Source organism: Geobacillus sp. FSL K6-3411 (assembly GCF_037965715.1).
GTDB lineage: Bacteria > Bacillota > Bacilli > Bacillales > Anoxybacillaceae > Geobacillus > Geobacillus thermodenitrificans.
Window position 1 is genome coordinate 2,539,439 of sequence record NZ_CP150187.1, and the last position, 26,071, is coordinate 2,565,509.

Genomic DNA, 26,071 nt, shown 5'->3' on the forward strand with positions numbered 1-26,071 from the left:
CACTACCGTCCCCTTTTCCATTTTTTCCATCCCAATACGAGAAGCAAAATGGCGACTGCCAGCATGACGATCGTCCCGCCCGGTGCCCAATCGAGCTCATACGCTGCCAAAAGCCCGATGATGACCGACAGCTCCCCGAAGAAAATGGAAAATACGATCGCCTGTTTAAAACTTTTGGCGATGCGAATGCTCGCTGCCACCGGCAGCGTCATCAGTGAAGAAACGAGCAACACACCGACGATGCGCATTGATGACGCGATGACAAGGGCGACAAGCACAATAAACAAAAAATGAATGAACTTGGCGCGAACGCCGGAGACGCGGGCGTATTCTTCATCAAAGGAAAGGAGAAACAGCTCCTTATAAAACGCAAAAATGATGGCAGCGGCAATCACAGCCACCACGAACACTGCCCAAACATCATCGCTGCTCACGGCGCTGACGCTGCCAAACAAATAGGAAAACAAATCGGCGTTAAACCCGTTAGCGATTGAAATCAAAATGACACTTAGACCAATGCCTGCCGATAAAATAATTGGAATGGCAAGTTCTTCATAATGGCGATAAACAGAGCGCAACTTCTCAATGAGCAGCGAACCGGCAACGGAAAAGCCCATTCCGATGTAAAGTGGATTCCAGCCGGCGGCAGTTGAAACTGACTTTCCGATCAGCAGTCCGGCGGCAATGCCGGCAAGCGCCACATGGCTCAACGCATCAGCGATGAGCGACAACCGCCGAACAACGATAAACACCCCGAGCAACGGCGCGGCAAATCCGGTCAAAATGCCGGCCAAAAACGCATTGCGTAAAAATTCATATTGCCAAATGGCTTCCCACACATGTCATTCCTCCACAATCAACCGTTTCTGTTTCGCCCGCTTAATGCTCGTGGGAGAGAACGTGAAGCGGATGGCCGTAAAACCGTGAAATCGCCTCATCACCAAGCCGTTCGAACTCTTCCGCGTTTCCATGGAAATAAAGCCGCTTGTTTAAGCAGGCGATATGGGTTACCCGATCCGTGATCGTCCCAATATCGTGCGTCACAAGCACAAGCGTCAAACCGCGGCGGTTCAAATCGCCGAGCAGCTCATAAAACTCATGCACATGGCGAGCATCAACACCGACGGTCGGCTCGTCTAAAATCAACAAATCCGGCTTGCTCGCCAACGCGCGGGCGATAAACACCCGCTGCTGCTGGCCGCCGGACAGTTCCCCGATATTGCGCTTCGCCAAGCCGCGCAAACCGACCGCCTCCAACGCCGCTTCGACCGTGCGGCGGTCTTCCTTCGTCAACCGGCGAAACAAGCCGCGTTTCGCCGTCAATCCGCTCGCTACTACTTCCTCGACGGTCGCTGGAAAACCACGGTTAAAGCTGTTCGCTTTTTGCGACACAAATCCGATCCGATGCCATGCTCGAAATGACTCGATCGGCTCACCGAACAAGAAAATGCGGCCACGATCCGGCTTTAACAAGCCGAGCACGCATTTTAAGAGCGTCGATTTCCCCGAGCCGTTCGGTCCGACCAGCCCTAAAAACGCTCCTTTTGGCACCGCCAAATTAATGCGTTCAAGCACTTCCTCTTTTTCATAGCGAAACGACACATCCTCGATTTGCACGACAAGCCTGTTTTCCATGACCGTTCTCCCCTGCTAATTCAGAATCGTTACGATTTATGCCTGTGTGCAAGTATAACCGATCACGCTCATTTTGTAAACCTTAGTGAATTGCCGATTTAAAACGGGCTCCGCGCACTTCATGGGTCGCCATAATCGTAATAAACGCATTCGGATCAATTTCATTAATGATCGATTTCAACTTGGTCACTTCCAGACGCGTAATGACAGCATAAATGATTTCTTTTTGTTCGTCCGTGTAGCCGCCTTTGCCAATTAACTTCGTCGTCCCACGGCCGAGACGGTGTAAAATAGCACTTGAAATTTCTTCATAATAATCAGTAACAATAAAGGCCGCCCGTGTCTCATCAAGCCCTTCGACCACCGCATCGATCATTTTGGAAGCAATATAATATGTCATCACCGAATACATCGCTGGCTCAAGCCCGAGCACAAACGCTGCCCAACCGAAAATAAACACGTTGACAAACATGACGAACTCGCCGACGGAAAATGGAATTTTCTTTGTCAATAAAATGCCTAATATTTCTGTCCCATCAAGCGATCCTCCATGGCGGATGACAAGCCCGACGCCAAGCCCGAGCGCCAAGCCGCCAAAGACGGCCGCTAAAATCGGCTGATTCGTCAGCGGGGCAAAATGATGAAAATATCGCTCAGCGACACCGAGAATAACGACTCCTAAAATCGTTGACAACATAAACGTTTTACCAATTTGCTTATAGCCAAAATACATAAATGGTGCGTTTAAAATAATGACGAGCGTAGCAAAATTCAACAGTCCCCATTCATTAGGAATTAAATAGTCCAAAATAAGCGATACACCGATAATGCCGCCATCGATCATTTTATTTGGAACAAGCAGCCGCTCGATAGCGAACGCCGCCAAGCAGGCACCAATGATGATCATTAACACCCGATACAACACACGCTTCAATGGTTCTTTTTTATGTTGTTTTGGCGCCAAACTTCCACCCCTTCTCTTTTACTTTGCATTTTCATTATACTATACACCTCTCTTCCGCTCGCATCATATGATGGAACAGAAACAAGGAGGGAGCTGCCATGAACTTTTACCAACAGCTCGTGAAACAAAAATTAAAAACGATCACTCCGGAAGAACTCGTTGCGTACAGTCGAGATTACGGTTTGCCAATTACGGTCAATCAGGCGAAAAAAATTCTTCATCTTGCCCGAACGAATGACATTAACGTCTTCGACCCCGAGGAGCGGAAAAAATGGGTGCGCGAACTAGCCAAAATCACGTCGCCGGAGATCGCCAAGAAAGCGAACGAACTGTTTTTAAAATTTGTACAGAAAAAGTGAAATAAGGCTGGAATCTCTTTTTTATTGCGTATCAGCAACAATTTTTTCCAGTAACTGATCATCAAATGTCTGTGCCCGCAGCATAGCGATTTCATGTTTGTACGGCGGTTTTTTATTGTTTTTATCCTCTCCAACATACGGCGTTTCTAAAATTTTCGGAATGTCCGCAAGCTGCGGGTGATGGACGATGTAATTCAGTGCACGAAATCCGATATGACCGAAACCGATGTTTTCGTGGCGGTCTTTCCGGCTGCCGCGCGGGTTTTTGCTGTCATTAATATGCAGCACTTTCAGACGTTCAAGACCGATCACCCGGTCGAATTCGGAAAGAACGCCGTCAAAATCGTTAACAATGTCATAGCCGGCATCATGCGTATGACATGTGTCAAAGCAGACGGACAGCTTGTCGTTATAGGCAACACCATCGATAATATACGCTAGCTCTTCAAACGTGCGCCCGCATTCCGATCCTTTACCGGCCATCGTTTCAAGAGCGATTTCAACTGTCTGCTCGCGCGTCAACACTTCATTCAGTCCACGGATGATCTGCCGGAGCCCGGCTTCCGCTCCAGCGCCGACATGGGCGCCCGGGTGCAACACAAGTTGCTTCGCCCCGATCGCTTCCGTCCGTTCGATTTCGGCGCGCAAAAAATTAACACCAAGCGCAAACGTATCGGGATTTTTCGTGTTGCCGATATTGATAATATACGGAGCGTGGACGACAATGTCCTCAATACCGTGCGCCTTCATATGCTCGTGCCCGGCTTCAATATTCAGCTCTTCGATGGCTTTGCGCCTTGTGTTTTGCGGCGCTCCGGTGTAAATCATAAACGTGTTCGCTCCGTACGATACCGCCTCCTCACTGGCGGCGAGCAGCATTTTTTTGCCGCTCATCGAAACGTGTGAACCGATTTTTAACATGTCCTTCTCTCCCTTTTATCTCCATACACAACGAAGACTACGATTTTTTGAAGCGGCTCAGCCGCTTTTTCTTCTTCTCAAGCTCGGCACGCAGCTTTTTCTTATAGCCCGGTTTTACTTGTTTCGCTTTTTTCAGCTTCGCAACAAGCAGCGCGAGGTCATCTTCCTTCTCACTAGCTCGCTTGCTCCGCCGATTCCAAGGTGGAAGCTCCTTCCATTCACCGCGCACGAGGTCGCGATGAACAAATGAAATCCCCATTTTTTCCAATCGAGCAATCGCATCTTGGTCGGTCGGTTCGTAAATGGTCGCCGCAATGCCGCTATAACCGGCGCGTGCCGTCCTCCCAGCTCGATGAATGTAAAACTGCAAATCATCGGGCAACTCATAGTTGATGACATGGCTCACGCCTTCGATATCAATGCCGCGCGCCGCCAAATCAGTGGCAACGACGTATTGAAACTCCAAATCGCGAATTTGGTTCATCATCTTTTTCCGCTCGCGCGGCGTCAAATCACCGTGCAATACACCGACTTTCAGTCCTTGTTCGGCAAGCTGATCGGCGACTTCATCAGCCCTCTTTCTCGTATTCACGAACACAATGGCTAAATATGGATTGTAGCTGACAAGCACATCATAAAGCAGCTTGACCTTTTCACGGCCGCGTAGTGGAATGAGCACATGCTCAATGTTTTTATTCGCTGTCTGTTTCGGCTCGACCTGGATGAATGTCGGATTTTCCATATATTTTTTCAAAAATGGCTTCAGCTTTTCCGGAATCGTCGCCGAAAAAACAAGCATTTGCAGCTCTTTCGGCATCCGGGCCGCGATTTGGTCGACATCGGTGATGAACCCCATATCGAGCATTAAATCAGCTTCATCGACGACGAGGGTGCACGCCGTGTGTACATCAAGCGCCTGCTCGCGGATAAAATCGTTAATGCGCCCAGGCGTACCGATCACAATATGCGGCTGCACGTGGAGCTTTTCCAGCGCCTTTTGCTTATCCGTCCCACCGATGAAACAGCGAGCGACAATCATCCGGTCTTTCGGGCAAAATTTCGTGATCTTTAACGTTTCATGGTAAATTTGCGTCGCCAACTCGCGCGTCGGCGCTGTAATGACTGCCTGCACTTCAGCGCGCTCCGGGTCGATCTTTTCGATGATAGGCAATAAATAGGCGTGTGTTTTTCCCGTCCCGGTCTGCGACTGGCCGACCATGCTTTCCCCGCGCAATGCTTTCGGAATGATGCGCTCTTGAATTTCCGTCGGCTTATAAAAACGAAGCGCTTGAATCGCCTCGATCACAAACGGCTGAAATGGAAACCGGGTAAATTGCGTCTCTGCCATCAAGTACCACTCCCTTCTATATACGCCCTTTATACGCTCCATCATTATAGCGAATATTTGCGGCCCACCGCAACTAAAGACGATGGCAGCTGAAAAACCTTTCCCACTCTTCCCGCATATTTTATGAAGGAGGACGATTGTTCATCTGCACGATGGAAAGGAGGCAACTGCCATGAGATACAGTCGGCCACCGATGGTCCCTTCCCGGTTCGTCGGTATGCCGCCCGCCCCGTTCCCCCACATGCCGGCTGGCGTTCCCCGCCCTGGCGGCGCCGGTGGTCTACTGGCCCGTCTATTTTCGCGCGGACAGCCGCCGGTCGCCGCTTCATCCCCGTGGGGATTACCGTTGCTGCAAAACACCGCCGCCAATACCGCTACGGCAGCGAACACAAGCGGTGGATTCATCGGCATGTTAAATAACGTACAAAAAATGCTCAGCGTCGCGCAAAACGTCATGCCAATGGTGCAACAATATGGCCCGCTCATCCGCAACCTTCCAGCCATGATTCGCATTTTCCGTGAGTTGAAGACAGCCGATGAAGAAGACGGAGAAACGAAATCGACAGAAAGCGCACCGGCAAAAGAAACAAAACAAAAGCCGGCCGCGCGGGAGGCCAAAAAACGCCCTGTTCCGCAGGCCAATCATGAAGATTCACAAGAAAAACAAATACCGACCACACCGAGACCATCAACGCCAAAACTGTATATATAACCTCTCTCCCGCCCTCTTAGGGCGGTTATTCTTTGTCTTATCTTGTTCTCTCGGATATAATGAAAAAGGAAAACCGCCACGGATCGGCGGCAGGGAGGGAAAACAATGGAAGTGATTAAAATTACCCCTCGCGGGTATTGCTACGGAGTTGTCGATGCGATGGTCATCGCCCGCAATGCGGCATTAGACCCATCATTGCCGCGGCCGATTTACATCCTCGGCATGATCGTCCATAATAAACACGTCACGGACGCGTTTGCCGAAGAGGGTATCATTACGCTGGATGGAGAAAATCGGCTGGAAATTTTAGAAAAAATTGAGCGAGGTACAGTGATTTTCACCGCCCACGGCGTGTCTCCAGAAGTGAAAAAACGCGCGCTCGAAAAAGGGCTAGTGACGATCGATGCAACATGTCCGGACGTCACGAAAACGCATCGGCTCATCGAGCAAAAGCTCGCTGATGGTTACGATATTATCTACATCGGCAAAAAAGGACATCCGGAACCGGAAGGAGCGGTCGGCATCAATCCGGAGCGCATTCATCTCGTCGAAACGCCAGACGATGTTGAGCGGCTTTCTCTTAAAAACGAACGTCTCATGGTCACAAACCAAACGACGATGAGCCAATGGGATGTAGCTGATATTATGGCGAAAGTGAAAGAAAAATACCCGCATGTCGAAATGCATAAAGAAATTTGCCTCGCGACCCAGCTTCGTCAAGAAGCGGTTGCCGAGCAAGCGAAGGAAGCGGATGTGACGATCGTTGTCGGCGATCCGCGCAGCAACAACTCAAACCGCCTTGCTCAAGTATCGGAAGAAATTGCCGGCACGAAAGCATACCGTATCGCTGATGTAACGGAAATTGATATCAACTGGATTAAAAACGCGAAAAAGGTGGCTGTCACAGCCGGCGCTTCCACTCCGACGCCGATTACGAAAGAAGTAATCGACTTTTTAGAGCAATTCGACCCGAACGATCCGGCAACATGGGAGCGGGAACGGAAAGTGCCGCTGCAAAAAATCTTGCCGAAGGTAAAAACAAAGAAAGAAGAATAACAGCCGTTCGTCCATAAACAAAGGCTATCCTGAACATGCGGTTGAACCGCTTGCAGGACAGCCTTTTTTCATCTCCGCTCACACGAACTGAAACGGATCGGTATGGACGTTTGAAACGATGACCTCCGCCTCCCACTGCCGCTTCGTGAGTTCGGCGGTTAAATAACGGGCGACGCCTTGTTTCATTACTTTTTCGACGTTATGTCCGGGATCGACAAGATGGAGACCGAGCGCTTGGGCGTCATGGGCGGTATGATAATACACATCCCCGGTTACATACACATCAGCCCCAGCCGATGCGGCGGCAGCGACAAACTTGTTTCCGTCTCCGCCAAGCACGGCAACAGTTTGCACAAGGTCATCAAGCCGGCCGACAACACGCACGGCCGGAACGGAAAACGCCGTTTTCACTTGTTCGGCAAAGGCGCGTAACGTCACCGGCTGCGGCAACCGACCAATGCGACCGAGTCCGAAGCGACGCCCTTCGTTGTCAAGCGGATAAATGTCGTACGCCACCTCTTCATACGGATGGGCGGCGAGCATCGCCTCGATCACTTGGCGCTCAAGCGAGGTCGGAACGATCGTTTCAATGCGAACTTCCTCCACTTCCTCAAGCCGCCCTTGCTCGCCGATAAACGGCTGGGCCCCTTCTTCCGGCAAAAACGTTCCGATGCCGCGGCTGTTGAACGTGCAATGACTGTAACGGCCAATATGACCGGCACCGGCATCGCCTATGGCCGCCCGCACCGCCTCAGCGTGGCTCGTCGGCACATAGACGACAAGCTTTTTCAGCGCTTCCGTGTATGTTGGCACAAGCACGGTCGTTTCATGTAAACCAAGCGCTTCAGCGAGCCAGTCGTTCAATCCGCCAGCGGCGACATCTAAATTCGTATGAGCAGCGTACACGGCAATGTCGTGCTTGATGCATGCCGCGATCATCCGACCATGTCCGTCATCGGTCAACAGCTGCTTTAGTGGTCGATAGAGCGGCGGATGGTGAGCGATAATTAAATCGACTTGTTGATCAATAGCTTCAGCGATAACGTCTTCGAGCACATCAAGGGCAACCATCACTTTTTTGACCGGCTTGTTCAACGTTCCGATCTGCAGGCCGATCCGGTCCCCCTCCATGGCTAATGACTTCGGGGCGAGCTGCTCGAAAAGCTGAATGACCTCGTAGCCGTACGGAATGCGGCTCATGCCAACGCCTCCTCTACCAATTGGACTTTTTTCTCCAGTTCACGCTTTTTCTCCCGAGCCGATTCACTTTCTCCCTTCTCCGCTAAATCGGCAATAATCCGCTTCCAATGCTGGAGTTCACGCTGCCATTTTTCGCGGAATACCTCGCTATTTTCTTGGAGCAAAAACGGCCCTAAAATCAGTTCCGCCTCCAAATTGCGATACGGCCGCCGAGCGTCACCGCACTCAGCAACAAGCACTTCATAAATTTGCCCATCTTCTTTCAAAATGCGTTCGGCCACCAGCTCCCATCCGTGGTCAAGAAGCCAGCGGCGGACAAGCTCGGCGCCAATGTTCGGCTGCAAAATGAGCCGTTTGACACCGGCCAGCTTTTCTTCTCCATCCCCCAAAATCCGGGTAATCAAGGCGCCGCCCATGCCAGCGATCGTGATGCAATCAGCTTCCCCCGGAGCAATGACAGCCAGCCCGTCTCCTTTGCGCACGGAAATGAGATGGGAAAGCCCGGACTTTTCCACTTGCTGCTGCGCTGAACGGAGCGGCCCGTCCGCCACTTCGCCGGCGATAGCTTTGGTCGCATAGCCGTGCAAACAGGCATAGCAAGGCAAATAGGCGTGATCTGAACCGATATCAGCGAGCACTGCCCCTTTCGGGATAAAGGAAGCGACCGTTGCGAGACGTTTGGATAGGTGAAATTCGTTCATAATCCACCAAGGGCGCGACCAACCTTCTCTCAGCTGCCGTGCGAAGGCGGCCCGCATTTCCCTCCTTTTTTCAAATTTGCTTGCCTTTATTGTACTCCCACCTACACTCACGATGTGAAGCGGGAGCTTTGTAGTTGGAGATGATAAAACATCCCTTCGCCAAAGGCAAAGGGACGTCAATCATCATTATTTTAAGTCGGCCAACCATTTCGTCATCGCATCGATGTTGTCAGCCGGCACAAGCCCGCCCGGCATGCCACCGCGCCCGTTTTGAAGGACGTCTTTCAGTTGGTCCGCCGACAGACGTTCGCCGACTCCTTTTAATGCCGGACCCATGCCGCCTTCATAATTTTGTCCGTGACAGCTGGCGCATGTTTGCTTGTAAAAATCCTCCGGATTAAATTCGGCGGTCTGTTCTGTTTTTTCGCCGCCTTTTTTCTCTTCGGCCATCTCTTTCGCATCGCCTAGCCCTTTAAACGACAAGACGAACGTCAGCACAATCCCGAATGCCATAATGATGAAAAACGGGATGAGCGGATTGCGGTTCATCTTTTTTACCTCCCTTATGTATGATGAAGAACGATGCAAACAATTTTATTGTACTGTAAATAGTGGACAAGGAAAAGCCCTAAGTTTCCAAAACGGGAGCAACCGGCTTCATCGCCACCAAACGATCACCGCCATAAGTATCCCCCCGACAACGGCAGCAAGAGAAAAATAATGAAGACGAAACAGGCGGCCAATGGCGAGCCAAACACTGCAATTAGCCAACACTGTCGCCGTGAGCACGCCGTTTTGGCCGGGAAAGTAATGGCTGCTGCCAGCGATAGTCCCTAAAAGCAACAGCCAGGCGCTGCCAATCAACGGAAAATGAAGGAGCTGCCGCTCTTTCCTCCATCGCCAAACAAGCAACAAGCAAACCACCAAAAAAAGTGATACAAGGAGCGTTTGCAAAACGAATGACAATTCAGTAAAATAAATGGCAAGAGCAGCAGCTACCAACAACACACAAAGACCGGCGACAAGTGAACCGGTCCACTGACGGCCGCACGTGCGGCTATCGCCCTCCGTATAGAGGGCAAGCAAATAGTCGCAATATTGTTCTGGAAGAAGTCGTGAACGCTTCCAATATTCAATTTCTCGGATAATCGTTTCCCGTCGTCGCCGATTCATTCGTCAATCACCTTTCATCAGGTAAAGAAAATAGTTTACTTCCGAAGAAGTAAACTACGAAAAAAGCGATCATTCTAAAAAGTCTTTCAGCCGTTTGCTGCGGCTTGGATGGCGGAGCTTGCGTAACGCCTTGGCCTCGATTTGGCGAATGCGTTCACGTGTCACACCAAACACTTTCCCGACCTCTTCCAACGTCCGCGTCCGACCGTCGTCCAGCCCGAAGCGAAGGCGGAGCACGTTTTCTTCACGGTCTGTCAGCGTATCAAGGACATCTTCAAGCTGCTCTTTCAACAGCTCGTACGCAGCGTGTTCCGACGGCGATGTCGCTTCTTGGTCTTCGATGAAATCACCAAGGTGCGAGTCGTCTTCCTCGCCGATCGGCGTCTCGAGCGACACGGGTTCTTGAGCGATTTTTAAAATTTCCCGTACTTTCTCCGGCGTCAAGTCCATTTCCTCGGCGATTTCTTCCGGCGTTGGTTCGCGCCCGAGGTCTTGGAGCAACTGCCGTTGAACACGGATCAGTTTATTGATCGTCTCAACCATATGAACAGGGATGCGGATCGTCCGCGCCTGATCAGCGATCGCTCTTGTAATGGCTTGGCGAATCCACCATGTCGCATACGTGCTGAATTTATAGCCTTTGCGGTAGTCAAATTTTTCAACCGCTTTGATCAATCCCATGTTTCCTTCTTGGATCAAATCAAGAAAGAGCATACCACGGCCAACATACCGTTTGGCAATGCTGACGACGAGACGGAGGTTCGCTTCTGTCAGCCGGCGTTTCGCTTCTTCGTCGCCTTGCTCGATCCGTTTGGCCAGCTCGATCTCTTCTTCCGCTGACAAAAGCGGAACACGGCCGATTTCTTTTAAGTACATGCGCACCGGATCATTGATTTTCACACCAGGAGGAACGGACAAGTCGTTTAAGTCGAACTCTTCCTCCTTCACCAGTTCATCAATATCCGGATCGGTCTCAATGTCAGATTCGCTGATCACTTCAATGCCCTGATCAGCAAGGTATTCGTAATATTCATCCATCTGGTCGGAGTCCAAATCAAAGCCGGAGAGCCGCTCGGCAATTTCCTCGTACGTGAGGATGCCGCGTTTCTTGCCGAGCTCGGCGAGCTGCTCTTTCGCTTGCTCAAGCGTGTCGGCAGCAGCTTCCGCCTGCTTTGATTGGGCTGGTTTTTCCGCCATTTCATTACCTCCTTTAAAAACTCATACCACCATGTTATGAAGAAGATAACATTTTTTTCATTTCAATCATTTCTTTGGCGATGCGGGCGGCCGTCAAAAAGTCTTTTCTTCGCTCCGCTTCAATTTTTTCTTGCTCTTTTTCCTTTAGCATTAACCATTTCGGGTGATTCAACACATGTTTAATATAATCGGCGAGCTCTTGCTCGGAGACGTCATCCGTCACCAACAGAAGCGACAGCTCACTCGCTAACGACTGCAACTCATCAGGAAGCCGAATCATGAGCGCGCCGACGTCAGCTTCATGCCCTTCTTCATAAAAAGCATAAATATAAGCGGCTAACGCCCGATGCTCCTCGATGTTAAAACGTCCGCCGACCCGCTCTTGAACGAACAATGCCACATCGCGGCTTCGCATCATATGAGCAAGCAGCAGCCGCTCTGCATTGTGGAAAGCCGGTAGCAGCTTTTTTGTTAACGTCGGCCGTGAGGCCTTTTCGTTGGCTGACGTTTCCCGCGGCTTTGACGTTTCCTGCTTGTAGCGGGACAGCTGCTCATTGAGCGCGGAGAGCGACAAAGAAAACTCATCCGCGAGCTGACGTACATAATAATCTTTTTCGACAGGACTCGGCAATTTGCCGATTTCGCGGAGCACTTCCTCAATATAACGAAGCCGGTCGCCTTCGTGCTGCAAATTTTTCCCCCGTCGCAAATGGTTCATTTTAAACGCCATAAGCGGCTGAGCAGCAGCAATTTCGCCAACAAACCGGTCCTTGCCGTAAACGCGTATATATTCATCCGGATCAAGGCCGTTCGGAATGGATGCCACCTTGACGCGGCATCCGAGCGCGCTCAGTTGCTCTGCGGCGCGCCAAGCGGCTTCCATTCCGGCGTTGTCACCATCGTAGCAAATCGTGACCGTTTCCGCATGGCGGCGCAAAATGCGTGCCTGCTCCTCGGTCAGCGACGTGCCCATCGTTGCCACCGCATAATCAATGCCAGCCTGCACGGCGGAAATCACATCCGCAAACCCTTCAAACAACAACGCCTCTTGCCGCTTGCGTATCGGCACCCGCGCCTCATGAAAGTGATATAAAAGCATGCCTTTACGGAAAATCGGTGTTTCCGGGCTGTTAACATATTTCGGCTGCCCCTCACCGAGCAGACGGCCGGAAAACCCAACCGTCTCACCGCGGTGATCAAGGATCGGAAACATAATCCGATTTCGGAAGCGGTCGACGTACCGTCCGTCTTCTTTTTTCGTGACCAAGCCCGCCTTTTCCAGCATCGGAAGTGAAAAGGAATGGCTATCGAGCAACTTGGCCGCCGCATCGGGCGCATCCGGCGCATAACCGATTTCAAACCGGTCGATTGTTTCTTTTGTCCATCCGCGCGCCTGCAAGTAATCAAGCGCTGCTTGTCCTTCTTTTGTATAAACAAGCAAATGGTGGTAAAAACGTTTCAGCAAGGTGTGTGCTTCAATCATCACCTTAGCCTCGCCGGCTTTGCCATCATCATGCCCGCGAACATTCAGCTGATAGGCAGACAAGTCAATGCCTGCTTTAGCCGCAAGACGTTTCGCCGCTTCCACAAACGGAATGCCCTCTATATCCATTAAAAACGTAAAGGCATTCCCTCCCGCCCCACAGCCGAAGCAGTGGAAAATTTGTTTCTCCGGGGAAACGGAAAACGATGGCGTTTTTTCTCCGTGAAACGGGCACAAACCAAAATAGTTGCGACCTTGTTTTTTCAGTTGAACATATTCGCTAATGACGTCAACAATGTCGACGCTGCGGCGAATCGCTTCAATCGTTTCTTCAGGAATACGATATCCCATATGAACAACCCCCTGAACCTCCTTGATGGCTAAAGCCATGGGGGTCTTGTGTACTACAGAGCTTCTTCCATGGCTTCACATGGGTAACCGACTCTTATTCCACAAGACTTTCATAAGCAAATCCCTGCCCGATGCTTAACGGCCTATTCCCCGGTTCAAGAGTGCTTTTGGTTGTTTAACCCCCGTAGTACTTTCATCCCAGCAACTGAAGCCGCAGACTCATATAAATGTTCTCGTCACATATTTATTCTCGGCGGCAAGCCCATTTCCCTTTTGATTTCGACAAATTTTTTCAATATCTCCGTTTCGCCTTCCCCCTTGCCTTCAAAATCAAAGGCTGAGCAACCGGGCTGGCCGCTGTCCCCTTCGTCCTGCTAGCCCAGCAGAAATCAATGACAGCAACACTATCCGAAAACGCACTCGGTATATTATATTTCAGCACCGGAAAGAAAATTTCACTTTTTTCTTGGCACGTCGTTGCAGTGAACTGACCTGCTGTTACGGCAAGGGATGTCTTTACACCCCCTATTATTCTACACCGTTCTAAAAAATCCTTCTTTAATATTGTGGGCGTTCGACATTTTTTGTCGAAAAAACTTTTTTCACGGCACTTGACAAGCAGCTATAAATAGTTTACTCGTCTCATGACCGCTCTAAACCTATACGGGGCATTTTTCTCACAATTTTTTATTATAATATAAGCTGCAGCAATATGCCATAGAAAAACGCACGATTCCGATCAGGAAACCGTGCGGACAAAACGGAAACAATGACGTAGTATTAACGTTTTAACTTTTTCATAATAATGCTCGCTGTTTCTTCAACAGCTTTATTCGTTACGTCAATGACATCGCAACCGATTTTTTTCACCACTCTGTCAAAATAGGCCAGCTCCTCTTTAATGCGATCCATATTCGCATAGATGGCTTGATCGTTCAAGCCTAGGGATTTCAAGCGCTCGCGGCGAATCGATAGCAACTTGTCCGGGCTGATTTTCAAGCCAAAGCATTTGCTTGGACCGACTTGGAATAGCTGTTCGGGCGGTTCGACCTCCGGAACGATCGGTACGTTCGCCACCTTCAGCCGCTTATGTGCCAAATATTGCGACAGCGGCGTTTTTGATGTGCGCGATACGCCGATCAACACAATGTCGGCGCGCAAAATGCCTCGCGGATCGCGGCCATCATCGTATTTTACGGCAAATTCAATCGCTTCGATTTTTTTGAAATAATCTTCGTCAAGCACACGCACCTGACCCGGCTCATACCTTGGCTTCAGCTGGAACAAGTCGCTCATCTTTTCAATGAGCGGGCCGATGATATCGTAAGCGACAACCCCTTCGCGTGCCGCTTCAGTGAGCAAAAACTCCCGCATCTCCGGGACAACGAGTGTAAAGGCGATAATGGCTTGGTTCATTTTCGCCAATGCGACAACTTCAGCTAATGTTGTTTTGTCCTCTACGTACGGGACGCGTTTTACTTGAACCGGCGAGGCGTAAAACTGGCTGGCCGCCGCTTTCACGACAAGCTCGGCCGTTTCCCCACCCGAATCAGATACGACGTAAACGAGGCGCTGATTCATGTGTCTCCTCCTTTTGGACTCATACATCATCTTTCGCTAATGAAACAAATGCTTTCGTCATATTCGTTTTCGTAATGCGACCGACCACTTCATATCCTTTTTCCGTTTTGCGCACGACCGGCATGGCATCAATTTGCTTTTCGATCAGCTGCTCGGCTACGTCAATGAGCGAATCATCTTTATAACAAACGGCGATGTTCGGCATTCTAGTCATGATAATATTGACCGGAATCGCCGTCAACTCTTGTTTGCCGATGCTCGCACGCAGCAAATCTTTGCGCGACAAAACACCGACAAGCAGCGACTCATCATCGACGACAAACAGCGTACCCACATCTTCCAGGAACATCGTAACGATCGCATCATAGACGCTCATGTTTTCGTTGACGACGACCGGAATCGATTGATAATCTGCGACTTTCATTTTTTTAATTTTATCAGCCAACAGTTGCGTGCCCGTCTTTCCAGTATAAAAATAGCCGACGCGCGGCCGTGCTTCCAAATAGCCGGCCATCGTCAAAATGGCTAGATCGGGTCGAAGCGTCGCCCGGGTCAAGTTCAGCTTTTCAGCGATGCTCTCCCCCGTGATCGGCCCGTAGTCTTTTACAATTTGCAAAATTTGCTCCTGGCGTTTATTCAGTTCGATCGTCGCTCACCACCTTGCAAAAAAGGTCCCATACGCTATGACTCTCGTTCATATTATACTACACACCGCGTTTACAAGGAAAATTAGTTGTTGCGTCCATCGCCTGGGTCAAGCGTGCCTTTCAGCTCGCCGATTTGCTGCAAAAAGCGCTTTGCCTTCAGCGACAGGCCAGCATATTCATCATAGTAACTGGACAATACAGCCCTTAATTCTGCTTTGGTGCCTTCTTTTACCGAAATCGCTCCGAGGCGCGTGAGGTCAATATGGTAAAACAGGCGCAACAGCCGAATTGAGGCCGGCGAAAGCGGAAAGCGGTGCGGATCGGCCGCCTCGCAACGATGGCAAAGGAAGCCTGCTTCCTTGACCGAAAACGAGAAGCGCCCTTCCGTCGCCCCGCAGCGGGCGCAGCGGTCGAGCACAGGCGGGATGCCGAGCACCGAAAGCATTTTCATTTCATAAATAAAGGTCATAATCTCTAAATCGCGACCTTCGCTCATATATTGTAATGTTTGTAGCAGCAGCTCAAACAAGTACGGATTACGTTTTTGCTCCTCCGTGCTTTTATCGGTGAGCTCAACAATATACGCCGCATAAGCGGCGGCAAACAAATCTTCACGCAGCACTCGCATCGAGTCAATAAGCTCCCCTTGATGAAGAAGGCCGACGCCGCGGCTGCGGCGAATCAAGTAATGGCCGTAGGCGAGCGGCTGCGTAACAGCAGAAAGGCGGCTGCTTGGCTTTTTCGCTCCCCGTGCCATCGCAGCCACCTTTCCCCATTCTCGTGTAAACAATGTGACAATTTTATTTGTCTCGCCATAATCGATCGCCCGTATGACGATCGCTTCACACTTTTGAAACATTCGATCACCACCGCTTTAGCCAACAACAATACTAGGAGATCGGTTGGTCGATTTCTTCCTGTTCGGCGTTTTGCTCCTTGCCGTTAAACCGCTGTTCACGTTCGAGCTCTTTAAACAGAAGGTACGTATCAATATTGCCTGTTTGGCTAAACAACTTCCACGTAAACTCAAGCATGGAATGACACCTCTTTCCGCCTGCAGGCATTGCGTATTGGTGGTCTACCTATAGGTTGGCTCGGGCAAAGATGGTTTATGTCGCGTAAAATTTTCTAGCCTTCAATACTCGTCTTCTCGAAACCCGAAGTCACGCAGCTGCACAAGACGGTTGCGCCAATCTTTTTGCACCTTCACCCACAGCTCCAAAAACACTCTTGACCCGAGCAGCGCCTCAATGTCAGCGCGCGCCCGCTGCCCGATTTCCTTTAACATTCGGCCTTGTTTGCCGATGATGATCCCTTTTTGTGAATCACGCTCGACAACGATGACAGCGCCGACGTATACTGTGCCCGTCTCCTCGCGCCGCTCGATGCGTTCCACGACGACAGCGATCGAATGCGGAACTTCCTCGCGCGTTAAGTGAAGCGCTTTCTCACGAATGAGCTCGGCAATAATAAACTGTTCCGGATGGTCGGTAATCTGATCCGGTGGGTAATATTGCGGCCCTTCTGGCAACCGTTGTTTAATTTGCTCCAACAGACGCTCGACATTGTTCCCTTCAAGCGCCGAAATTGGCACGATCTCGGCAAAAGGGTACAAATCCTTGTACCGGTCAATGATCGGCAGCAGTTCATCCGGATGGACGCGGTCGATTTTATTGATCACTAAAAACACCGGAGTATTGACTTCGTTCAAACGCTCAATAATAAACGCTTCGCCACGCCCAAATCCTTCCTCCGCATTGACCATAAACAAAATCAAATCGACTTCGCGAAGCGCATTGAGCGCCACTTTCATCATAAAGTCGCCGAGCTTGTGTTTCGGTTTATGAACCCCTGGGGTGTCGATGAAAATGATTTGGGCTTCATCGTCCGTATAAACACCTTGAATTTTATTACGCGTCGTTTGTGGCTTGTCGCTCATAATGGCGATTTTTTGCCCAATGACGCGGTTTAAAAACGTTGATTTTCCTACGTTTGGTCTTCCGATAATAGCAACAAATCCTGATTTGTATCCCTGTTTATTCATGCATATCCTCCGCTGCAAAAGCTTCTGGCAGTAATTCGTTAACAGTGACTATTTTGATATCTCCGCTTAAGTTGGCCAAAATGACCTTCATATCGCCGGGACAAAGTTCGGCGATCACTTGGCGGCATGCGCCGCACGGCGGCACCGGACGAGGGGTGTCAGCGATGACCGCAAGCGCAGCAAACTCCGTCTCCCCTTCCGAATATGCCTTAAACAGCGCGGTTCGTTCCGCACAATTACACATGCTGTAGGCAGCATTCTCAATGTTGCAACCACGATACACGCTGCCGCCTTTCGTCAATAAAGCGGCGCCAACTTTAAACTTTGAGTACGGCACGTAGGCGAGTTCGCGCGCTTTTTTCGCTTCGACAATGAGCTGCTCGATTTTCACCAATAACTCTTCCCTTCCCGAAAGCAAACACTGCTTTCTTTTATTTTACAAAAAAACAGCGTAAATTTCATCATCTGAAACGAAAATGTAACAGAAAAATTAGAATTTTCTTTCTTGTTCACTTAGTGAAGATGCGGCCAAAACAACAACACTCCGATGATCACAGCGAGCCCGGCGGCCACAAGCACAGCGGCAGCAGCGATATCTTTCGCCGCTTTCGCCAGCGGATGAAACTCGCCCGTCACTAAGTCAACAGCACGCTCAATGGCCGTATTGACAAGCTCCAGCGTAATGACCGCGCCAACTGTCAGCACCAACACGATCCATTCCCACCGTGACAGTCCAACGATACCAGCGGCCGCAAAGGCAACAACGGCGGCCGCCAAGTGGAAACGCAAATGCGCCTCCTCCTTCACCGCCGCCTTCATTCCTGCCCAAGCCCAAGCGAAACGATCCCGTTCCCGTATGCCTCGCATGGCTATCTCGTCAACCCGAACCGTGTTAAGATTTCCTCTTGCTTGGCAAACATGACTCTCTCCTCCTCTTCCGTCTCGTGGTCATAGCCAAGCAAGTGCAAAAAGCCGTGCACGGCCAAAAATCCGAGCTCGCGCATGAACGAGTGCCCGTATTCTGCGGCCTGCTCCTTCGCCTTCGGGATGGAGATGATAATATCGCCGAGCACCGGTGGCACATCAGCACCGATGATGTCGATTTCTCCTTCCCCCTCCTCTTCAAGGGCAAACGATAGCACGTCCGTGGGAGCATCTTTGCCTCGGTAATCGCGGTTCATCACACGAATGCGTTCGTTATCCACGAACGAAACGCTTACTTCCGCCCCCTCCGGCACGTTCTCGACGGCCGCCGCTTCGCGAATCAGTTGCTCGAGCGTCTCGATTTGCTCGGCCGTCACTTCGTTCGTCTCATCGATAAAATCGATTTGAATCGTCATGCATGCTTCACCTTTTCCTTTCGTACTTCCGGATATTCGATGCGCGAATGGAAGACGCCGTTTAACGTCTCACAAAGCGAACGAGCGACGATTTCCAGCTCTTTCAACGTAATGTCGCATTCGTTCAGTTGGTTGTCTTGCAGACGGTCAGCGATAATCGCCCGCACGATCTTTTCAATTTTTTCTTGCGATGGATTGGATAACGAGCGAACGGCCGCCTCGACGCTGTCGGCAATATTGATGACCGCCGCTTCTTTTGTCTGCGGCTTCGGGCCAGGGTAACGAAACTCCGCTTCAGAAACAAATTCGGTTTGCTCGCGCGCCTTATGATAAAAATACTTGAGCAACGTTGTGCCGTGATGCTGTTCGGCAATGTCAACGATCTCCTTCGGCAGCCGGTGCTGGCGAAGCAAGGCGGCGCCATCAGCAACATGGGCGATAATTATATTTTTGCTCAATTGCGGCGATAAATGGTCATGCGGATTGCCACCCATTTGGTTTTCAATGAAATAGCGCGGCCGCTTCGTCTTACCGATGTCATGATAATAACAGGCAACGCGCGCCAGCAAGCCGTCAGCGCCGATCGCCTCGCACGCCGCTTCGGCCAAATTGGCGACCATGACGCTATGATGGTACGTTCCCGGCGCTTCGGTCAGCAACTTCCGCAGCAACGGGTGGTTCGGGTTGGACAATTCTATGAGCCGGAGCGGCGACAAAATGCCAAACGTCGCCTCAAACACCGGCAACAGTCCGATTGTCAAAATGGCAGAAACAATGCCTGAAGCAGCTGCCATCACAACAAAGAGGCTGATCTCCATCAACGAATAACGTCCATTTTTTAACAACAACAATGAAAGGAGCGAAACAATATTGACCGCAGCGACGAGCACGCCGGCCCGCCATATTTTTGCTTTCGCCAACTCCTTAGATAGAAAAAAAGTTCCAGCCATTCCTCCAGCGAGCAGATAGATAGCCAAGGACACAGACACCGCACCGGCTGCTCCAACTTCCTCATTGAACAGTAGGCTGCCGCATATGGCTCCGATGACCGCTGTCATGATCGCGAGCCGCTCGCCGAGCAGCACGCGGACAAGCATCGGCCCGAGCGCTGCTGGAACGAGGTAGCCGACTGAGACGGCACCACCGGACGATAGAAGACGGATAAGCACCATCACCGTCATCATAAACGTAAAAATCGCGGCATAAAGCGACAGCTTTTCATTCGTCGTTTCGGCGCGGAAATAGTAAACGAGCGGTGAGAGCAGAAGCAGCACGAACAAAAACAGCCCGACCGCCGGCCAAGGGGTGCGACCGCCGTTGAGCAGTCCGACAAGTTCAAGCTGATGATAAATATCGCTCGTAATAAACTGCCCCTCTTCCACGATCACTTGTCCTTGCAAAATTTTCACCGGTTTCACTTCGTCCATCGCCTGGCGTCGTTTCTCCTCGGTCGCCGTTCGATCGTAAACGACGTTCGGAATGACCGCCTGCCGGCAAAGCTTGGCAACCGCTTCACGAAGCGGGGGCGACAGCGCGGCATATTCGAGCTCTTTCGCTGCTTTCGCACGCGCCTGTTCAAGATCCGCTTGGGAAATGCGTTCTCTCATAGCCGCGTGCACGACTGTCAACGCAGCTTCTTTCGCCGTTTTGAGCTCATCGGGAGAAGCGCTTAGCAACCGTTGCCATTCGTCGGCAGACAAATAGGCGAGCCACTCCGGCGGCAACCGTTCTTCAAGCTTAGCCGCCAGTTCGCTAGGCGAGCTGTCCGAATCCGCCTCATTCTGTACGCTCTCGATGGCAGCAAACAGCGAGGAAAGAAGATCGACTCGGTTTTCGGCATATTCTTTTTTCAATGTGTACACGTCCGCTACTTTGGCAGCTGCTTCTTCTTTTAGTCTCGCCGTCGCTTCCTTATCCTCCACCGTCACCGGGGAGCGGATCGTTTCCTTCGCGACGTCAAACAAGCGCAACTCATATTGGCGCGGCTTCACTTGCCAATACAGGACAGTAAACAACAGCGCAGCCAAAAACAAAAACAGCCAAAAGCGGGTGAAGCGGACATCTTTTGTCCGCTCAAGAAAAAAACGAAGCCTTCCCACCGGTTTTCCCCTCGCTTTTCAAGAAAAGACCATGGCTTTCAGTCTTTTTTCTATAAACCAGCCTCATCATAAGCATCAATAATTTTTGCAACGAGCGGATGGCGAACAACATCGGACTGCTCCAAAAACACAAAGGCGATGCCGCTAATAGGCGACAAAATGCGCTTGGCAACGGAAAGTCCTGATTCAACCCCTTTCGGCAAATCGACTTGCGAAATGTCGCCAGTAATGACCATTTTCGATCCAAAACCGAGTCGGGTTAAAAACATCTTCATTTGCGCCGGTGTTGTATTTTGCGCTTCATCAAGAATGACGAACGCATCCTCCAGCGTTCGGCCGCGCATGTAAGCGAGCGGGGCAATTTCAATTGTGCCGCGCTCGATCAACCGCTGTGTATACTCCGCTCCTAATATATCGTCAAGAGCGTCATACAGCGGACGCAAATACGGATCTACCTTTTCTTTCAAGTCGCCGGGCAAAAAGCCGAGGCTCTCCCCCGCTTCGACGGCCGGACGGGTGAGGATAATGCGCTTGACGTTGCCGCTTTTCAGCGCTTTGACCGCCATGACAACAGCCAAGTACGTTTTCCCGGTACCAGCCGGCCCAATGCCGAACGTCAAATCGTGCTGTTCAATCGCCGTAACATAATAGCGCTGGCCTAATGTTTTGACACGAATCGGCTTCCCTTTGGCATTTTTCGCGATCTCCTCGTCATATAGCTGAACGAGGCCATCAATCGCCCCTTTTTTTACCATCTGAATGGCGTACATGATGTCGCGCTCACTGATCGCCACCCCTTTGCGAATGACGATCAACAAATGGCGCAGCAGCTCATCCACAAGTTGGACTTGCTGCGGCGTACCTGAGACGTTAACCGTTTCTCCGCGCGTCACAATCGACACGCCAAGCTCCTCTTCAATCCGCTTTAAATGGGCATCATGGACGCCAAAGAGCGCCGATGCTTCCTGCTGATTGCGCACGTGTTGGCTGATCGTAACAAACTGCTCTGACATTCTCAATCTCCTTGAACGATTGGTTGTGGTACGGCAATATTTTCAATGACTGTGTAATGCAATTCTACCCTTACTTTACCACTCTCTTTGCTCTGATGCAAAACTTTTTCGCCACGAATGGTTGCCTCCTCCGGCAGCTTGGCCTGCAATTCACGGCGGGCGATCTTTTTCGCTTCCACGAACGCTTCTTCCCACGTATAGCTTCGCTTCACCGCTTCCGCCTCGCGAACGATGACGCGCTCATAATAAAACGGCAAGTCCCATTTCCAAAAACGGAACGGCCGTTTTTCTCTCTCAATAACAGTATGAGTAAACGTCGGTTTCTTCCATCCCCAAACCGGAAGGGAAAAGCGGCCGATTCCGATATAATGGCGCTCAATCGATTTTCCAGTCAACACGTGAAATGTCGTCTCGAGCGGCAAGACAACAGTAGACTTGTACCATGTTTCGCCAAACACCTTCCCCGTGGACGGCACAAATTTCGTCCGCCCTTCGACGCCGATAATGCCAGAAACAAGCAGTTGGCCCTTTTGTACATAATCGTTGACAGACACAAGCGGTTGTCCTTCTTCAACAAATAAGTCAGCTACCACCGCCTCTTTTTTGGCGACTAAATGGCGTGGTGGAGCCGGCTGTTTCGGCTTAGGAATCTCTTTTTCGACAACGCGGAAGTGAAGCGATGTTCCCTCCCATTGAACACCGACCCACGTAATGTCATGAATGCGTTCGGTCAACTTTTTTTGCAGCGTTTCCGGGTCGTCAAGCAGAAACTGGAACGCACCGCGCTCGACTCCCATTCGTTTCAGTTCGCGTACAATTTGATGTTCTGTCTCGGGGGTCGCGCCTTCGATGTCAATGTTCCAAACGATGTTGGACAGCAAAAACATAATGACTATAAAAACGAACAGACCGAGCCAAAACCCGCTGTTTCGCCACGCGCGGCGCCAAAAAAACGGCAGCCCGGTTCTCCCGACAAACGAAAGCTTGCATTCGCTTTGCCGGGCGATATGGCGCAGCCGTTTCACATCGCTGAGCTTAATAAAAAACGTTGCGGTATCCCGGCTATGTTTTTTCACGTTCCACACGGTGATGCCGTTGCGTACACAGGCGTTGATCAGCCGTTCCGTCCCCTTTCCTTCCGCCTTGACTCGCACGCTGCCGGTAAACGTGTCAACCCATTCGTTTTTCATCGTTTTTCCTCCTCTATATAAACGACTTGGCTAATTTTCCCTTCGAGTAAAATTTCTTCCGGCAAAATCGTTTTAATGACAAATTGTTCGCCGCGGACAAGCAGCTGCCCGTTCCGCAGCAAAAGGCGGAGCTCTTTATCGCTGAACGCAAGCAGCCCACGGTGGTTTTCGATGTAAATATGTATTTGTCCAACCATCGTAATGCGGGGCAGGTCCATCATGATGTCGGCGGGAAGTTCAAGTTTTTCCGTCATCCACCGCTTCATCTGCTGGCGCCACTTTTTCATCATTAAAAAGAACCCCCTTTCATCTCATATGTATGAGACAAAAGGGGGTTCTAGCACCGCTTTTCAAAAACAACGAGCCCGCCTGTCGGCAAGGCCCATTGCATTTTATGAAAGCTGTTGTTGGACAAGTTTATTGACGAGCGAACCATCCGCTTTTCCTTTCACTTTCGGCATGATCGCACCCATCACTTTTCCCATATCCGCTTTCGAAGAAGCGCCGACTTCCTTGATCGTCTGCTCGATCAGTTCGCGCAACTCATCCTCCGTCAGCGGTTTTGGCATATACAACTGAACGATTTCAATTTCGTTTTTCGCTTTTTCGACAAGATCTGAACGGCCAGCGTTTTCAAATTCTTGGAGGGAGTCTTTACGCTGCTTCAGTTCGCGAGAAAGAACCGTCAGCTCTTCGTCTTCTGACAGCGAGCTTTTGCCGAGCTTGATCGCTTCATTTTGCAACGCCGCCTTCAGCATGCGGAGAACAGACAGCTTTTCTTTCTCCTTGTTTTTCATTGCTTGCTTCATATCGTCATTCAAACGATCGAGAAGACTCACCGATTATACACCCTCTTTAATGCATGCTCTTAGTGCTTGCGCTTTCTAGCCGCTTCAGATTTTTTCTTCCGTCTGACGCTTGGCTTTTCATAAAATTCGCGCTTTCTCACTTCTTGCAAAGTACCGGTTTTCGAAACGGCACGTTTAAAGCGACGAAGAGCGTCATCGATCGACTCATTTTTGCGAACGATCGTTTTGGACATCCTGCTTCCCTCCCTCCGAACAACAACCATTGCATATTGTACTTGTCAATTATAATACATGCCGACGGAAAAGGTCAATAAAAAAAGCATGGTCGCGCTCAGTCCGTTCTGTCCCACTTCCCTAAAAAACGGTCATTCCCCGCGGACAAGGCCCATACATATTAGGATGAAAGGGGAGAACGTCCATGGGGCCGCTTTTGATGCTGTTTGCCATTTACACTGCCGTTTTCCTGATTGGCATGTTCATGATGAAAGCTGGGTTTTACACCTTATCCGGCCATCGGTTGAAACGATGGCTCATGCGGTTTACTGCCACACCGTGGCAAGCGTTTCTCACCGGCTTGGCGACGACCGCGCTTGTGCAAAGCAGTTCGGCAGTGATGGTGATGACTGTCGGCCTCGTTGCCACTCGCTATTTATCATTCCGCCAATCGATCGGTATCATTTTAGGCAGCAATATCGGCTCAACAATCACGACTGAGCTAATAACGCTCGATATCGGCGATGGTGCCATTCCGCTCCTTCTTGGCGGCGCGCTGCTCGTCTTTATCGGACGCCACCGCCTCGTTTACAGCCTTGGGATGATTGCTGTCGGCCTCGCCGCTTTGTTGTTTGCCATGGACGGCTTCAGTAGCCTCGCTAAGCCGCTGGCTTCCTATCCGCTCGTTGATGCTTGGCTGCAACAGACAAACGGTTCAACGGCAATCGGCCTTCTCGTTGGCATCATTCTGACCGCTCTTGTTCATTCAAGCGCGGCGACGATCGGCATCGCTATGGGATTTTTAAACGAGCAATTGTTGACACTGCCAGCCGCCATCGCTATTTTGCTTGGTGCCAACATCGGCACGTGCATCACCGGATTGTTGGCGTCTATCGGCTCAAGCAAGGAAGCGCAATTAACCGCCTACACCCATTTATGGCTGAACGTCGTCGGCGTGGCCGCATTTCTTTTTTGGATCGAAGCGCTCGCCCGCCTCGCTGTGATGCTCAGTCCGGCGCCTGACGTGCAGCTCGCCCATGTAAGCGTCTTGTTTAACGTCATTTGTTCTGTCGCCGCCTTGCCGTTTGTCGGCGCCATTGAGACGGCTATTTTATTTTTGCACGCCCGCAGGCGGACTTAATAGTCAGCGCCGCCGGTTTGGCCGCTGACGATCGCCACCCCGGAGCTCGTCCCAATGCGCGTGGCCCCAGCTTCAATCATCGCTTCGGCTGTTTTTCGGTCGCGGACGCCTCCTGAGGCTTTGACACCTGCTTTATCGCCAACTGTCCGGCGCATCAGCGCCACGTCTTCGACCGTCGCTCCGCCGCCTGAGAATCCGGTCGACGTTTTTACGTAATCGGCGCCCGCTTTCACCGCCAATTGGCAGGCGCGCACTTTTTCCTCATCAGTCAACAAGGCCGTTTCGATGATCACTTTCACAAGCGCTTTCCCGGACGCCGCCTCAACAACCGCACGAATGTCGCGCTCAACGAGTTCATCGTTACCACTTTTTAACGTGCCGATGTTGATTACCATATCGACTTCGCGGGCGCCGTTTTCGATAGCGTTGTTCGTTTCAAACGCCTTTGTTTCCGGCGTCGTCGCCCCAAGCGGAAAGCCGATGACCGTGCAGACGCGGACATCAGTGTCGGAAAGCTCGCGTGCCGCTGTTTTCACCCACGCTGGGTTGACGCACACCGAGGCGAAGCCGTGTTGCTTTGCTTCGTCGCATAGTTGAATGATTTGCTCTTCCGTCGCTTCTGGCTTAAGCAACGTATGATCGATCATTTTAGCAATATTCACCGTCATGGAAAGTCGCTCCTTTCTCCCGCTCTTTCATTAAACAAAGGTCTGACGTCTACCATCATACCATGTCCTTGCAACAAAAACTAGCCACCATCTATATTGTCTCCTATTTCGGCTCTCAGCGAACTTTTTAACCCGATACCATTAAATGAAATGGACGGAAAACGAAAAACCCAGCCTTTAGGCTGGGTTTCAGCTTGTCGACAAAGTCGACAAGCTGTTTTATTAT

Annotated in this window: 30 protein-coding genes; 4 read left to right on the forward strand and 26 right to left on the reverse strand. The window is 50.8% G+C overall.

What is annotated here, in order from left to right; all coding sequences use genetic code 11:
• Nucleotides 1-2 precede the first annotated feature (2 nt).
• From NSQ22_RS12940 to NSQ22_RS12950, 3 genes are all read right to left on the reverse strand, one after another.
• Nucleotides 3-839, reverse strand: coding sequence for a metal ABC transporter permease (locus NSQ22_RS12940; RefSeq protein WP_008879885.1), 837 nt, complete (start codon nt 837-839; stop codon nt 3-5).
• Between the two features lie 40 nt (nt 840-879).
• Nucleotides 880-1,635: a metal ABC transporter ATP-binding protein gene (locus NSQ22_RS12945; protein WP_327054516.1), complete on the reverse strand. Its 756-nt coding sequence runs from the start codon at nt 1,633-1,635 to the stop codon at nt 880-882.
• 82 nt (nt 1,636-1,717) lie between these two features.
• Complete coding sequence (locus NSQ22_RS12950; protein WP_327054515.1) at nt 1,718-2,599, reverse strand: YitT family protein; 882 nt, start codon at nt 2,597-2,599, stop codon at nt 1,718-1,720.
• A gap of 98 nt (nt 2,600-2,697) precedes the next feature.
• Here NSQ22_RS12950 and NSQ22_RS12955 point away from each other — a divergent pair, with 98 nt between their 5' ends.
• On the forward strand, nt 2,698-2,958 hold the full coding sequence (locus NSQ22_RS12955) for a DUF2624 domain-containing protein (RefSeq protein ID WP_008879888.1): 261 nt from the start codon (nt 2,698-2,700) through the stop codon (nt 2,956-2,958).
• A 21-nt stretch (nt 2,959-2,979) separates the two neighbouring features.
• Here the strand turns inward: NSQ22_RS12955 and NSQ22_RS12960 are convergent, their stop codons facing one another.
• Together NSQ22_RS12960 and NSQ22_RS12965 are read right to left on the reverse strand one after the other, a co-directional pair.
• Nucleotides 2,980-3,879, reverse strand: coding sequence for a deoxyribonuclease IV (locus NSQ22_RS12960; protein WP_008879889.1), 900 nt, complete (start codon nt 3,877-3,879; stop codon nt 2,980-2,982).
• 37 nt (nt 3,880-3,916) lie between these two features.
• Entirely contained in the window at nt 3,917-5,227 is a 1,311-nt protein-coding gene (locus tag NSQ22_RS12965; protein ID WP_008879890.1) for a DEAD/DEAH box helicase, read from the reverse strand.
• A gap of 172 nt (nt 5,228-5,399) precedes the next feature.
• Between NSQ22_RS12965 and vrrA the strand changes: the two genes are divergently transcribed.
• Nucleotides 5,400-5,939, forward strand: coding sequence for a VrrA/YqfQ family protein (gene vrrA, locus NSQ22_RS12970; protein WP_008879891.1), 540 nt, complete (start codon nt 5,400-5,402; stop codon nt 5,937-5,939).
• Between the two features lie 105 nt (nt 5,940-6,044).
• The gene (locus tag NSQ22_RS12975) at nt 6,045-6,995 is read left to right on the forward strand and encodes a 4-hydroxy-3-methylbut-2-enyl diphosphate reductase (protein WP_008879892.1); all 951 of its coding nucleotides are present in this window, start codon (nt 6,045-6,047) and stop codon (nt 6,993-6,995) included.
• Nucleotides 6,996-7,073: 78 nt separating this feature from the next.
• Here NSQ22_RS12975 and NSQ22_RS12980 read toward each other — a convergent pair whose 3' ends face one another.
• From NSQ22_RS12980 to rpsU, 20 genes are all read right to left on the reverse strand, one after another.
• A complete protein-coding gene (locus NSQ22_RS12980) occupies nt 7,074-8,195 on the reverse strand; it encodes a Nif3-like dinuclear metal center hexameric protein (RefSeq protein WP_008879893.1) in 1,122 nt (373 codons plus the stop codon).
• On the reverse strand, nt 8,192-8,896 hold the full coding sequence (locus NSQ22_RS12985) for a tRNA (adenine(22)-N(1))-methyltransferase TrmK (RefSeq protein ID WP_029760702.1): 705 nt from the start codon (nt 8,894-8,896) through the stop codon (nt 8,192-8,194). The genes NSQ22_RS12980 and NSQ22_RS12985 overlap by 4 nt, the downstream gene beginning before the upstream one ends.
• Nucleotides 8,897-9,082: 186 nt before the next feature.
• Nucleotides 9,083-9,445 (reverse strand): cytochrome c550, encoded by a 363-nt coding sequence (gene cccA, locus NSQ22_RS12990; RefSeq protein ID WP_008879895.1) that lies wholly within the window; start codon nt 9,443-9,445, stop codon nt 9,083-9,085.
• A gap of 108 nt (nt 9,446-9,553) precedes the next feature.
• Nucleotides 9,554-10,069 carry a hypothetical protein gene (locus NSQ22_RS12995; RefSeq protein WP_339263590.1) on the reverse strand — a complete coding sequence of 172 codons (516 nt, stop codon included), beginning with the start codon at nt 10,067-10,069 and terminating at the stop codon, nt 9,554-9,556.
• Nucleotides 10,070-10,138: 69 nt separating this feature from the next.
• Nucleotides 10,139-11,266 carry an RNA polymerase sigma factor RpoD gene (gene rpoD / locus NSQ22_RS13000; RefSeq protein ID WP_008879897.1) on the reverse strand — a complete coding sequence of 376 codons (1,128 nt, stop codon included), beginning with the start codon at nt 11,264-11,266 and terminating at the stop codon, nt 10,139-10,141.
• A 34-nt stretch (nt 11,267-11,300) separates the two neighbouring features.
• Nucleotides 11,301-13,100 carry a DNA primase gene (dnaG, locus tag NSQ22_RS13005; protein WP_339263592.1) on the reverse strand — a complete coding sequence of 600 codons (1,800 nt, stop codon included), beginning with the start codon at nt 13,098-13,100 and terminating at the stop codon, nt 11,301-11,303.
• Nucleotides 13,101-13,880: 780 nt separating this feature from the next.
• Nucleotides 13,881-14,681 carry a pyruvate, water dikinase regulatory protein gene (locus NSQ22_RS13010; protein WP_339263594.1) on the reverse strand — a complete coding sequence of 267 codons (801 nt, stop codon included), beginning with the start codon at nt 14,679-14,681 and terminating at the stop codon, nt 13,881-13,883.
• A gap of 19 nt (nt 14,682-14,700) precedes the next feature.
• On the reverse strand, nt 14,701-15,327 hold the full coding sequence (locus tag NSQ22_RS13015; protein WP_255350177.1) for a helix-turn-helix transcriptional regulator: 627 nt from the start codon (nt 15,325-15,327) through the stop codon (nt 14,701-14,703).
• A gap of 83 nt (nt 15,328-15,410) precedes the next feature.
• Nucleotides 15,411-16,187: a DNA repair protein RecO gene (gene recO, locus NSQ22_RS13020; protein WP_008879901.1), complete on the reverse strand. Its 777-nt coding sequence runs from the start codon at nt 16,185-16,187 to the stop codon at nt 15,411-15,413.
• A gap of 31 nt (nt 16,188-16,218) precedes the next feature.
• A complete protein-coding gene (locus NSQ22_RS13025; protein WP_008879902.1) occupies nt 16,219-16,362 on the reverse strand; it encodes a YqzL family protein in 144 nt (47 codons plus the stop codon).
• 101 nt (nt 16,363-16,463) lie between these two features.
• On the reverse strand, nt 16,464-17,372 hold the full coding sequence (gene era, locus NSQ22_RS13030) for a GTPase Era (protein ID WP_008879903.1): 909 nt from the start codon (nt 17,370-17,372) through the stop codon (nt 16,464-16,466).
• Complete coding sequence (locus tag NSQ22_RS13035; RefSeq protein WP_008879904.1) at nt 17,365-17,763, reverse strand: cytidine deaminase; 399 nt, start codon at nt 17,761-17,763, stop codon at nt 17,365-17,367. Before NSQ22_RS13035 ends, era begins: the two co-directional genes overlap by 8 nt.
• Nucleotides 17,764-17,885: 122 nt before the next feature.
• Entirely contained in the window at nt 17,886-18,239 is a 354-nt protein-coding gene (locus NSQ22_RS13040) for a diacylglycerol kinase family protein (protein WP_008879905.1), read from the reverse strand.
• A 2-nt stretch (nt 18,240-18,241) separates the two neighbouring features.
• On the reverse strand, nt 18,242-18,712 hold the full coding sequence (gene ybeY, locus NSQ22_RS13045) for an rRNA maturation RNase YbeY (RefSeq protein ID WP_008879906.1): 471 nt from the start codon (nt 18,710-18,712) through the stop codon (nt 18,242-18,244).
• Complete coding sequence (locus NSQ22_RS13050; RefSeq protein ID WP_011887834.1) at nt 18,709-20,811, reverse strand: HD family phosphohydrolase; 2,103 nt, start codon at nt 20,809-20,811, stop codon at nt 18,709-18,711. The genes ybeY and NSQ22_RS13050 overlap by 4 nt, the downstream gene beginning before the upstream one ends.
• A 50-nt stretch (nt 20,812-20,861) precedes the next feature.
• Nucleotides 20,862-21,824: a PhoH family protein gene (locus tag NSQ22_RS13055; RefSeq protein ID WP_108438121.1), complete on the reverse strand. Its 963-nt coding sequence runs from the start codon at nt 21,822-21,824 to the stop codon at nt 20,862-20,864.
• 2 nt (nt 21,825-21,826) lie between these two features.
• Nucleotides 21,827-23,014, reverse strand: coding sequence for a sporulation protein YqfD (gene yqfD, locus NSQ22_RS13060; RefSeq protein ID WP_327997185.1), 1,188 nt, complete (start codon nt 23,012-23,014; stop codon nt 21,827-21,829).
• Entirely contained in the window at nt 23,011-23,304 is a 294-nt protein-coding gene (yqfC, locus tag NSQ22_RS13065; RefSeq protein WP_008879910.1) for a sporulation protein YqfC, read from the reverse strand. Before yqfC ends, yqfD begins: the two co-directional genes overlap by 4 nt.
• A 102-nt stretch (nt 23,305-23,406) precedes the next feature.
• Nucleotides 23,407-23,853, reverse strand: a complete 447-nt coding sequence (locus tag NSQ22_RS13070; protein WP_008879911.1) for a GatB/YqeY domain-containing protein — start codon at nt 23,851-23,853, stop codon at nt 23,407-23,409.
• 29 nt (nt 23,854-23,882) lie between these two features.
• A complete protein-coding gene (gene rpsU, locus NSQ22_RS13075; protein WP_008879912.1) occupies nt 23,883-24,056 on the reverse strand; it encodes a 30S ribosomal protein S21 in 174 nt (57 codons plus the stop codon).
• A 185-nt stretch (nt 24,057-24,241) separates the two neighbouring features.
• Between rpsU and NSQ22_RS13080 the strand changes: the two genes are divergently transcribed.
• Nucleotides 24,242-25,177, forward strand: coding sequence for a Na/Pi symporter (locus NSQ22_RS13080; RefSeq protein ID WP_339263601.1), 936 nt, complete (start codon nt 24,242-24,244; stop codon nt 25,175-25,177).
• Here NSQ22_RS13080 and deoC read toward each other — a convergent pair.
• A complete protein-coding gene (gene deoC, locus NSQ22_RS13085) occupies nt 25,174-25,845 on the reverse strand; it encodes a deoxyribose-phosphate aldolase (protein WP_339263602.1) in 672 nt (223 codons plus the stop codon). The genes NSQ22_RS13080 and deoC overlap by 4 nt on opposite strands.
• Nucleotides 25,846-26,071 lie beyond the last annotated feature (226 nt).

Bases quoted from the DNA above. Each gene is read 5' to 3' on its own strand.
- NSQ22_RS13055 (WP_108438121.1), bottom strand. From the start codon at position 21,824: ATGTCAGAGCAGTTTGTTACGATCAGCCAACACGTGCGCAATCAGCAG.
- NSQ22_RS12985 (WP_029760702.1), bottom strand. From the start codon at position 8,896: ATGAACGAATTTCACCTATCCAAACGTCTCGCAACGGTCGCTTCCTTT.
- NSQ22_RS12980 (WP_008879893.1), bottom strand. From the start codon at position 8,195: ATGAGCCGCATTCCGTACGGCTACGAGGTCATTCAGCTTTTCGAGCAG.
- recO (WP_008879901.1), bottom strand. From the start codon at position 16,187: ATGTTTCAAAAGTGTGAAGCGATCGTCATACGGGCGATCGATTATGGC.
- NSQ22_RS13080 (WP_339263601.1), top strand. From the start codon at position 24,242: ATGGGGCCGCTTTTGATGCTGTTTGCCATTTACACTGCCGTTTTCCTG.
- NSQ22_RS12975 (WP_008879892.1), top strand. From the start codon at position 6,045: ATGGAAGTGATTAAAATTACCCCTCGCGGGTATTGCTACGGAGTTGTC.
- dnaG (WP_339263592.1), bottom strand. From the start codon at position 13,100: ATGGGATATCGTATTCCTGAAGAAACGATTGAAGCGATTCGCCGCAGC.
- NSQ22_RS13040 (WP_008879905.1), bottom strand. From the start codon at position 18,239: ATGCGAGGCATACGGGAACGGGATCGTTTCGCTTGGGCTTGGGCAGGA.
- NSQ22_RS13025 (WP_008879902.1), bottom strand. From the start codon at position 16,362: ATGCTTGAGTTTACGTGGAAGTTGTTTAGCCAAACAGGCAATATTGAT.
- NSQ22_RS12955 (WP_008879888.1), top strand. From the start codon at position 2,698: ATGAACTTTTACCAACAGCTCGTGAAACAAAAATTAAAAACGATCACT.
- NSQ22_RS12995 (WP_339263590.1), bottom strand. From the start codon at position 10,069: ATGAATCGGCGACGACGGGAAACGATTATCCGAGAAATTGAATATTGG.
- rpsU (WP_008879912.1), bottom strand. From the start codon at position 24,056: ATGTCCAAAACGATCGTTCGCAAAAATGAGTCGATCGATGACGCTCTT.
- vrrA (WP_008879891.1), top strand. From the start codon at position 5,400: ATGAGATACAGTCGGCCACCGATGGTCCCTTCCCGGTTCGTCGGTATG.
- NSQ22_RS12960 (WP_008879889.1), bottom strand. From the start codon at position 3,879: ATGTTAAAAATCGGTTCACACGTTTCGATGAGCGGCAAAAAAATGCTG.
- cccA (WP_008879895.1), bottom strand. From the start codon at position 9,445: ATGAACCGCAATCCGCTCATCCCGTTTTTCATCATTATGGCATTCGGG.
- NSQ22_RS12945 (WP_327054516.1), bottom strand. From the start codon at position 1,635: ATGGAAAACAGGCTTGTCGTGCAAATCGAGGATGTGTCGTTTCGCTAT.
- rpoD (WP_008879897.1), bottom strand. From the start codon at position 11,266: ATGGCGGAAAAACCAGCCCAATCAAAGCAGGCGGAAGCTGCTGCCGAC.
- NSQ22_RS12965 (WP_008879890.1), bottom strand. From the start codon at position 5,227: ATGGCAGAGACGCAATTTACCCGGTTTCCATTTCAGCCGTTTGTGATC.
- deoC (WP_339263602.1), bottom strand. From the start codon at position 25,845: ATGACGGTGAATATTGCTAAAATGATCGATCATACGTTGCTTAAGCCA.
- NSQ22_RS13010 (WP_339263594.1), bottom strand. From the start codon at position 14,681: ATGAATCAGCGCCTCGTTTACGTCGTATCTGATTCGGGTGGGGAAACG.
- era (WP_008879903.1), bottom strand. From the start codon at position 17,372: ATGAATAAACAGGGATACAAATCAGGATTTGTTGCTATTATCGGAAGA.
- ybeY (WP_008879906.1), bottom strand. From the start codon at position 18,712: ATGACGATTCAAATCGATTTTATCGATGAGACGAACGAAGTGACGGCC.
- yqfC (WP_008879910.1), bottom strand. From the start codon at position 23,304: ATGATGAAAAAGTGGCGCCAGCAGATGAAGCGGTGGATGACGGAAAAA.
- yqfD (WP_327997185.1), bottom strand. From the start codon at position 23,014: ATGAAAAACGAATGGGTTGACACGTTTACCGGCAGCGTGCGAGTCAAG.